The organism is Halochromatium sp., assembly GCF_046541315.1.
Classification (GTDB): domain Bacteria; phylum Pseudomonadota; class Gammaproteobacteria; order Chromatiales; family Chromatiaceae; genus Lamprobacter.
The window spans coordinates 1-8,785 of sequence record NZ_JBKHDN010000117.1 but is presented as its reverse complement, the minus strand read 5'-3'; the positions used below and the strand labels follow the sequence as shown (position 1 = coordinate 8,785).

At 65.1% G+C, this 8,785-nt stretch carries 9 protein-coding genes; 8 read left to right on the top strand and 1 reads right to left on the bottom strand.

Translation table 11 applies throughout. From position 1 onward, the window contains the following. Positions 1-2: 2 nt before the first annotated feature. A complete protein-coding gene (locus tag ACLFQI_RS08960) occupies positions 3-236 on the bottom strand; it encodes a HypC/HybG/HupF family hydrogenase formation chaperone (protein WP_410758625.1) in 234 nt (77 codons plus the stop codon). A gap of 180 nt (positions 237-416) precedes the next feature. Between ACLFQI_RS08960 and ACLFQI_RS08955 the strand changes: the two genes are divergently transcribed. The 8 genes from ACLFQI_RS08955 to ACLFQI_RS08920 all read left to right on the top strand — a co-directional run. Beyond that, positions 417-986: a HyaD/HybD family hydrogenase maturation endopeptidase gene (locus tag ACLFQI_RS08955; protein WP_410758623.1), complete on the top strand. Its 570-nt coding sequence runs from the start codon at positions 417-419 to the stop codon at positions 984-986. 86 nt (positions 987-1,072) lie between these two features. After that, on the top strand, positions 1,073-1,522 hold the full coding sequence (locus ACLFQI_RS08950; RefSeq protein ID WP_410758622.1) for a hydrogenase expression/formation C-terminal domain-containing protein: 450 nt from the start codon (positions 1,073-1,075) through the stop codon (positions 1,520-1,522). A gap of 47 nt (positions 1,523-1,569) precedes the next feature. Then, on the top strand, positions 1,570-2,667 hold the full coding sequence (locus ACLFQI_RS08945; protein ID WP_410758620.1) for a hydrogenase small subunit: 1,098 nt from the start codon (positions 1,570-1,572) through the stop codon (positions 2,665-2,667). Continuing rightward, positions 2,664-3,326 carry a hypothetical protein gene (locus ACLFQI_RS08940; protein WP_410758619.1) on the top strand — a complete coding sequence of 221 codons (663 nt, stop codon included), beginning with the start codon at positions 2,664-2,666 and terminating at the stop codon, positions 3,324-3,326. The genes ACLFQI_RS08945 and ACLFQI_RS08940 overlap by 4 nt, the downstream gene beginning before the upstream one ends. Beyond that, complete coding sequence (locus ACLFQI_RS08935; RefSeq protein WP_410758618.1) at positions 3,323-4,657, top strand: (Fe-S)-binding protein; 1,335 nt, start codon at positions 3,323-3,325, stop codon at positions 4,655-4,657. The genes ACLFQI_RS08940 and ACLFQI_RS08935 overlap by 4 nt, the downstream gene beginning before the upstream one ends. Then, a complete protein-coding gene (locus ACLFQI_RS08930; RefSeq protein WP_410758616.1) occupies positions 4,654-6,438 on the top strand; it encodes a nickel-dependent hydrogenase large subunit in 1,785 nt (594 codons plus the stop codon). The genes ACLFQI_RS08935 and ACLFQI_RS08930 overlap by 4 nt, the downstream gene beginning before the upstream one ends. A 251-nt stretch (positions 6,439-6,689) precedes the next feature. Beyond that, the gene (locus tag ACLFQI_RS08925) at positions 6,690-7,490 is read left to right on the top strand and encodes a MotA/TolQ/ExbB proton channel family protein (RefSeq protein WP_410758614.1); all 801 of its coding nucleotides are present in this window, start codon (positions 6,690-6,692) and stop codon (positions 7,488-7,490) included. A gap of 12 nt (positions 7,491-7,502) precedes the next feature. Then, positions 7,503-8,785: MotB family protein (locus ACLFQI_RS08920; RefSeq protein ID WP_410758612.1), on the top strand; the 1,283-nt coding region annotated here is incomplete at its 3' end.

The following is an 8,785-nucleotide window of genomic DNA, read 5'->3' as shown; positions in this document are numbered from 1 at the left end:
GCTCAGCCCGGCGGCTGTGCCTCGGCGGCCAGGATCTCGTCATAGACCGACCAGGCATCCGCCGCGCGCTCGGCGGAAATCCGCTCGATCGCGTGGCCGAGGTGGACGACGACGAAATCCCCGACCGCCAGCTCGTCCGGGTCGAGCATCAACAGGCTCACCTCGCGCTCGACCCCCTTGGCCGCGCAGCGCGCGCCAAGGCCGTTGATCTCGCGTATCTGCATTGGGATACCCATGCACATGGGCCGCGTCTCCGTCATGAGGATGCCAATGCGCGAGGCTAAGCCGCGGGCCTGCCCCATCGCAAGCGGCCGACATCAATCCGCCGGCCGATGCGCCCGTGCATGCCCCGCCGTTACCGGTGACCGCAGGGCACCCTCCCGACTCACCTTGACTCACTCAGCAGAGGCACCGCCATGCCCGGCACCGGCACCCTGATCCTTGGTCTCGGCAACATCCTGCTCAGCGACGAGGCGGTCGGCGCCGCCGTGCTGCACGCGTTGGCGCCTATCGCCGCCGCCGATCCCGACCTTCGGCTCTACGATGGCGGCACCCTGAGCTTCACCCTCGCCGGGCCGATCGGCGATGCCGCGCGCCTGATCGTCGTCGACGCCGCCGCGATGGGCGACCCGCCCGGCAGCGTGCGGCTGTTCGAGGGCGCGGCCATGGATCGCCAACTCAGCCAGCACGCCAAGAGCGTGCACGAGGTCAGTCTCGCCGACCTGTTCGATATCGCCCGCTTGACCGACAGCCTCCCCGCCCAACGCGCCTTGATCGGCATCGAGCCCCAACAGGTCGACTGGGGCGATCAGCTCACCCCCCCGGTGGCCGCGGCGGTGCCGGAGGCGATCAGCCAGATCCAGGCCTTGTTGCGGCGCTGGCGCGGCCAAGCGAGCACCCGATCGGGACAACAAGCCGATCGCTGCGACACGCAGGGCGTCGAGACGCACCCGTCGGCGCTCAGTCCGGATGCCAAGGGGCATTGACGCGGTCGCGACAAAGCGTGTTTTAGGTCAAACACGGCTGGATAAGCAATGTCTAACATAACCAATAACCGATGGAGGTTAGCTGGATGGCGGAGTTCGCCGATATTCCAATTCGCATCGCGCAGCCCGATGCCGGGTCCCAGCAATTCGGCAATGCAGTGCCGATCCTGCACGAGATCCGCCATGCGCTCGAGCGGCTCGCCGAGCAGGGCGAGCCGACCCGCATCGATTTGGCCGCGATGCCATTCGGCCCGGGCGATGAAGAGCGACTGATGACGCTTCTCGGGCAAGGCGAGGTCGAGGCCAAGGTGGATGCCCTGGGGCCGACTCGCGTCTGGGAGACCCGCTTTGCCGGGGTTTGGGTGCTCGATTACGCCAATGTCGACGGCGAGCGCATCGCGCTGCAGATCGAGGTCGACGAGATCCCCCGACTCTTGCGCACCCAGCGCGCCGACATCATCGATTCATTGGCCGCCTTGGACGCCGCGCTGGCGTCGGCAACCGCGACCGATCCGGCGGCTGAGTCCCGCCACTGACCGCTGAGTGTCCAGCGGCTGAGTTTCCAGCAATGGCAGGAGAAACGATGGCCACATCGAAGACCTTGGGCGAGAGCCTGCGCCAGCACGGGGTGTCACGCCGTGGATTCCTCAAATTCTGTGCCGCGACGGCATCGATGATGGCCTTGCCGCCGAGCATGGCGCCGGCGATTGCGCAAGCGCTCGAACAGGCGCGCCGGCCATCGGTGATCTGGCTCTCGTTCCAGGAATGCACCGGCTGCACCGAATCCCTCACTCGCAGCGCCTCGCCGACCCTCGAGAACCTGATCTTCGATGTCATCTCGCTCGACTATCACCATACATTACAGGCCGCCGCTGGCGATGCCGCCGAGCATGCGCGCGAGCAGGCGATGGAACTGAACGCCGGCGAGTACCTGGTGGTCGTCGACGGCTCGCTGCCCGGCCCCAAGGCCAATCCCGGTTACTCCACCATCGCCGGCATCAGCAACTACCAGATGCTGATGGAGACCATCGAGGACGCCGCCGCCGTGGTCGCGGTCGGCACCTGTGCCACCTTCGGCGGCCTGCCCAAGGCCGCGCCGAACCCGACCGGCGCGGTCTCGGTGCAAGACCTGGTCAAGGATAAACCCGTGATCAATGTCTCCGGCTGTCCGCCGGTGCCGATGGTCATCACCGGCGTGCTGGCGCAGTTCCTCACCTTCGGCACCCTCCCCACACTCGACGAATACGGTCGCCCGCGCGCCTTCTTCGGCCAGTCGATCCATGATCGCTGCTATCGGCGCCCGTTCTATGACAAGGGCAAGTTCGCCGAGACCTTCGACGACGAAGGCGCCAAGGCCGGCTGGTGCCTGTACCGGCTCGGCTGCAAGGGACCGATGACCTACAACGCCTGCGCGACCATGAAATGGAACGGCGGCACCAGTTGGCCGATCCAGGCCGGCTATCCTTGCCTGGGCTGCTCCGAGCCCGACTTCTGGGATGCCGGCGGCTTCTACAAGGCGCTGTCGGTGCCCACCGGGGATCCGGGCGGCGCGCTCCTGACCGCCGGCGCGGTCGGCGCCGCGGTCGGTGTCGGCGCGGGCTGGATGAGCCGGAACCAGGGCAAGCAGGCCGTCGAGCACCACGACCGGATCACCGCCGATCAATTAGAGGAGAAGCTGTGATGACCTCGATGGATTTCCTCCTCCTGATCAAGGGTCCGATGTTCAGCCTGGCCATCGCCATCTTCGCGCTCGGCATCCTGGTGCGATTGTTCGAGATCCTTGCCCTCGGCCGCGCCCACAACTACGCGGCGGCGCGCGGCAACGAGATCCTGCCCGGGCTCAAGACCGTCTACCGGCGCTTCAACCCCGATCCCGGCACCTTCAAGCGCTCGACCTTCGATGTCCTCGTCGGCACCCTCTGGCATGTCGGCTTCCTCGTCGCCCTCCTGCTGTTCATTCCCCACATCGAGCTGCTCGAAAGTACCCTCGGCCTCAGCTGGCCCGGGCTGCCGAACCCGATGGTGGACGCGGTCACCGCAATCACCCTGCTCGGCCTGGTCGCCGTGTTGATCCATCGCCTCAGGCATCCGGTCAAGCGCTTCCTGAGCACAGGCGAGGACTATCTGATCTGGCTGGTGACCTTCTTGCCGGTGCTGACCGGCTACCTGGCCTACCACCGACTGATCGATCCCTATCCGTTGGCCTTGGGCCTGCACATCCTGAGCGCCGAGATCTTCCTGATCGTGCTGCCCTTCACCAAGCTCACGCACATCTTCACCGCCTTCGTCGCGCGTTACTACAACGGCGCCATCTTCGGCCGCAAGGGGATCCAGTCATGACCGATGCCGCCAACAGCTTCTCCCTCGAACGTGGGCTCAATGCCTGGCGCGAGGAGATCGACGCGCCGGTCGCGGCCTTCTTCTCGAGCTGCGTGCATTGCGGCCTCTGCGCCCAGGCCTGCCCGTTCTTCGTCGAGACCGGCGACCCGAAGTACACGCCGATCCATAAGCTGGAGCCGATGCGGTTGCTCTGGGAGCAAGAATTCACCCTCTGGGGCAAGCTCAAGAAGACCGTCAAGGACCGCATCGACGCCAAGCTCGGGCGCGAACCCAAGCCGCTGTTCACCGACGCGATGCTCGCGGAATGGGAGCCGCTGCTCTATGACTCCTGCAGCATGTGCGGGCGCTGTTCGATGGTGTGCCCGGTCGGCAACGACATCCATTACATGATCCGCAAGGCGCGCGAGGGCATGGTCGCCTCCGGCCATGCGCCCGAGGGGCTGGTCGCCGCCTCGGTGCGGGCGGTCAATACCGGCAGCCCGATGGGCCTGCAATGGAAGACGCTCGAGGTGCAGATCAAGCATGTCGAGACCGCCACCGGACTCCCGGTCCCGATCGACCAGCAGGGCGCCGACTATCTGGTGCTGCTCTCCTCGATGGAGATCATCAACTTTCCCGAGTACCTGGAAGCCCTGACCAAGATCTTCGACCATGCCGGGGTCAGCTGGACCCTGAGCAAGACCTGCTTCGAGGCCACCAACGCCGGCATCCAGATCGGCTCCAAGGACATCGCCGCCCAGCTGGTGCAGCGCGTCGTCGATGCCGCCGAGCAGCTCCAGGTCAAGAACGTCATCAGCCCCGAGTGCGGCCACGCCTACACCGCCATCCGCTGGGAGGGGCCGAACGCGATCCAGCGCGCCTATCCGTTCAAGGTCTACCACATCATCGAGGTGCTCGATCAACTGCGCGCCGACGGCCGCATCAGGACCGAGGGCAAGGAGATGGATCGCCTGTCGATGCACGATCCCTGCAACCTGGCGCGCAAGAGCGGCGTGGTCCAACAGCAGCGCAGCCTGATGGATCTGGTCGCCGACGACTTCGTCGATCTCAAGGAGCACGGCGAATTCCAATGGTGCTGCGGCGCCGGTGGTGGCGTCAGCTCCAACGAGCGCGCCGAAGGGCTGAAGATGGCCGCGTTCAAGCGCAAGAAGGCACAGATCGAGGAGATCGAGCCGGAGCGCATGGTGACCATGTGCGCGACCTGCCGCACCCAGCTCGAGGAAGGCCTGGAGGAGTTCAACATGGACATCCCCGTGGTCGGACTGACCGAGATGATCGCCGATCATCTGGTCGAGAACGAGGTCGAGAAAGAGAAGGCTGAAGAATCATGAGCGAGCGCGTCGTCGTCGACCCCATCACCCGCATCGAGGGCCATCTGCGCATCGAGGCGGAGATGAACGGTCAGGACATTGCCAAGGCCTACTCGTCCGGCACCATGGTGCGCGGGCTGGAGATCATCCTGCGCGGGCGCGATCCGCGCGATGCCTGGGCCTATGCGCAGCGCATCTGCGGCGTTTGCACCCTGGTGCACGGGATCGCCTCGGTGCGCTCGGTGGAGGATGCGCTGAACTATCCGATCCCGCCCAATGCGCAGCTGATCCGCAACCTGATGATCGGCGCCCAGTTCATCCATGACCATGTGATGCACTTCTATCATCTGCATGCGCTGGACTGGGTCGACGTGGTCTCGGCGCTCAGCGCCGACCCGGTCGCGACCTCGCAGCTGGCGCAGCAGATCAGCGCCAAGACGGCGGCCGATCTCGGCACCAGCAGCTGGGGCAAGTCCTCGCCGGGCTATTTCAGCGACGTGCAAAAACGGGTCAAGACCTTCGTCGATGGCGGCCAGCTCGGCATCTTCGCCAACGGCTACTGGGGCCATCCGGCCTACAAGCTGCCGCCCGAGGCCAACCTGATGGCGGTCGCGCACTATCTGGAGGCCCTGGCCTGGCAGCGCGACGCAGCCAGGTTGCACGCCATCTTCGGCGGCAAGAACCCGCATCCGAACTTCATCGTTGGCGGCGTCGGCTCGCCGATCGACCTGAACTCGGACTCGGCGATCAATTCCAGGACGCTCTCGCAGGTGCAGGATCTGATCAAGTCCATGCAGGCCTTCGTCGAGCAGGTCTACATCCCGGACACCCTGGCCATCGCCGGTTTCTACAAGGACTGGGCGCAAAAGGGCGAGGGCCTGGGCAACTTCCTCTGCTACGGCGACCTGCCCTTCAGCGGTTCCAATGCCGACCGTGGCGACCTGTCCGATCTCCTGTTCCCGCGCGGCGCCATCCTCGACCGCGATCTCAGCACCATCCATCCGGTCGACCTGCACGCCGAGAACGAGATCCAGGAATTCATCGCCCATGCCTGGTACGACTACAAAGACGGCAAGCAAGCCGGTCTGCATCCCTATCAGGGGGAGACCAGGCTCGACTACAACAAGCGTGGCGGCCCCAAGCCGCCGTACCGGCAACTCGATGTCGACGACGGCTATTCCTGGCTCAAGTCCCCGCGCTGGAACAGCCACTCGGTCGAGGTTGGACCACTCGCGCGCATGCTGCTGCTGTATGCCGACAGCAGCGCGCCGGCCCATGCCCAGGCCAAGGAGCTGGTCGATTATTCGCTCAACCGGCTCGAGCTGCCGGTCGAGGGGCTGTTCTCGACCCTCGGGCGCACCGCCGCGCGCACGCTGGAGTCGAAGCTCGTCGCCGATGCCATGCAGACCTGGTACGACGCACTGATCGCCAACATCCGCGCCGGCGATACCCAGACCTTCAACGATGCGCTGTGGGAGCCCTCCAGCTGGCCGAAGCAGGCCCAGGGCGCCGGCTACATGGAGGCCCCGCGCGGCGCGCTTGGCCATTGGATCGTGATCAAGGACGAAAAGATCAAGAACTATCAGGCCGTGGTGCCCTCGACCTGGAACGCCGGGCCGCGCGATCCCTCCGGCGTGCCGGGGGCCTACGAGGCGGCGCTCGCCGACAACACCCAGCTCCACGACCCCAAGCAGCCGCTCGAGATCCTGCGCACCATCCACTCGTTCGACCCCTGCATCGCCTGCGCCGTGCATCTCTCGGACCCGGACACCGGCGAGCGGATCGAGATCAAGGTCAGCTAGGACCACCCGCCGGCAACGCCTAGCGGGGCGAGCGCCCGCCCGCCCCGCCCCCGCTCGTCCACCCACGGCCGTCGCCGACGACAACGCCATCCGCGAACGCTCGCTCAAGATCCAGCATGCACGAACGCGAATCATCCGGTATCCTTAGTGACCGTCAGCAAACTGTTGCACGCGCGTCCGATCGTCCCCACTGGTCGGAGAGTCAACCGAAGCCGAAACCGGCACGAACATTCCACCCTTGAGGCCACGCAATGGATCTGGCGACCATTATCGGCATGCTCAGCGCGATCATCCTGGTCGCGGTCGCGATCGGGCTTGGCTCGTCGCCGATGATCTTTCTCAACCCGATCGGCCTCATCATCGTCGTCGGCGGCAGTCTGATGATCGTGCTCTCGCAGATGAGCTTCGCCGAGGTCCGGATGGCGATGAACGCGGTGACGCGCGCCTTCAAATCGACCCTGCCGGACATCATGACCACCATCGACGAGATGCTCGAGGTCTCGAGGATGGCGCGCAAGAGCGGACTCCTGGCGTTGGAGAATCACGAGGCCAGCTCCACCTTCCTCGCGCGCGGCCTGCAAATGCTGGCCGATGGCTATTCGCCGGACATGCTGAAAGAGGTGCTCGACAAGGAGCGCCTGATGACCCTGGACCGCAACCGCGCCGGTGCCCGCGCCTTCAGCCTGCTCACCGATGTGGCGCCGGCGATGGGCATGGTCGGCACCCTGATCGGCCTGGTCGACATGCTCGCCAACATGGACGACCCCTCCAAGATCGGCCCGGCCATGGCGGTGGCCCTGCTGACTACCTTGTACGGCGTATTGATCGCTCAGATCATCGCCAATCCGATCGCCGAAAAGCTAGAACTGAGAACCCTGCAACAAGAGCGCCTACAGTCGCTCTGGACCGACGCCCTACTGGCGATTCAACAGGGCCGTAACCCAAGGGTCGTCGAGCAGGTGTTGGTGACCTATCTGCCCCAGGATCAGCGCGAGAAACGCCAAGAGCAGCTCGAGGCGCGGGAAGCCAGCCAGGAACCTGGCACCGCCTAAGAAGCCGAACCCATGTCAAGCGAAGGCCGCAAGGAACCCAAGATACCACGCTGGATGGTGACCTTTGCCGATCTGATGACGTTGCTGCTGACGTTCTTCATCTTGCTGCTCTCCTTCGCCGAAATCGATGCCCAGCGCTTCAAGCGTCTCGCCGGCGAACTCCGCCAGGCCTTCGGCGTGCAGCGGGAAATCCCGGCGGAGGTCATCCCGATGGGCACCAGCCCGGTGTTCCAGCAATTCTCGCCGGGACGCCCGCAGCCGATCCCGGTCGACGAGATCCGCCAGCGCACCACTCCGGAGCGCCCGACGCTCGCCGCCGGCGACATCGATTCCCGTGTCGAGACACGGCTCGAGGCCATTGAGGAACAGCTGGTTCAAACCGTTCGCGAGGCCGACCCCGACGGCAAGGTCGAGGTGATTCGCGACGGGCTCGACATCATCCTGCGGATCGACGAACAAGGGAGCTTCCCTTCCGGCTCGGCACAGATCAGCAGTTCGTTCAGGGATCTGCTCGAAGTGCTGTCCACCGAGTTCACCGAGATTCCCGGCTACATCGCCGTCGACGGTCACACCGACGATGTCCCGATCAGAAGCCTGCGCTTCCAAAGCAACTGGGACCTCTCGGCCATGCGGGCCGCGACTGTGACCAACGTCTTGCTCGAAAACCCGCTGCTCGAACCGGCGCGGTTTATCGTCCTCGGCCATGCCGACACCCGCCCGCTCGTGCCCAATGACACTCCCGAGCAACGAGCGAAAAACCGTCGCGTCGAACTCACCATCCGCGCCGGCGAAGCCATCGAGCGACAACTTGGCTTGCGAACTCCACTGATCGCGGACCCGGAGGATCGCGCCATCCTCGACAAGATCGACATGATCGATGAGCCGATCGACCTTGAGGGGTCTTTCCAGCAAGGACTGGAGGCGATTGGGCCCATCGACCTCGACACCTTTTTCCTCCCCGAGCCGGACCGGATTGAGCCCGGCGAGCAGCCGATCGATCTTGACGCCCGCTTCGAGCAAGGACTGGAGGCGATTGGACCCATCGACCTCGACACCTTTTTCCTCCCCGAGCCGGACCGGATCGAGCCCGGCGAGCAGCCGATCGATCTGGACGCCCGCTTCGAGCAGGGACTGGAGGCGATCGGGCCCATCGGCTTCGAGTCCTTTATCGTCGTGGAGCCGGACGCGACCGAGTCCGATCAGGAAGCGGTCGATCTTGACCGGCTCTTCGAGGAGGAACTGGAGACGATTGAGCCCATTGAGCTGCAGGCGCCAGAACAGGAGCAGGAGCAGGA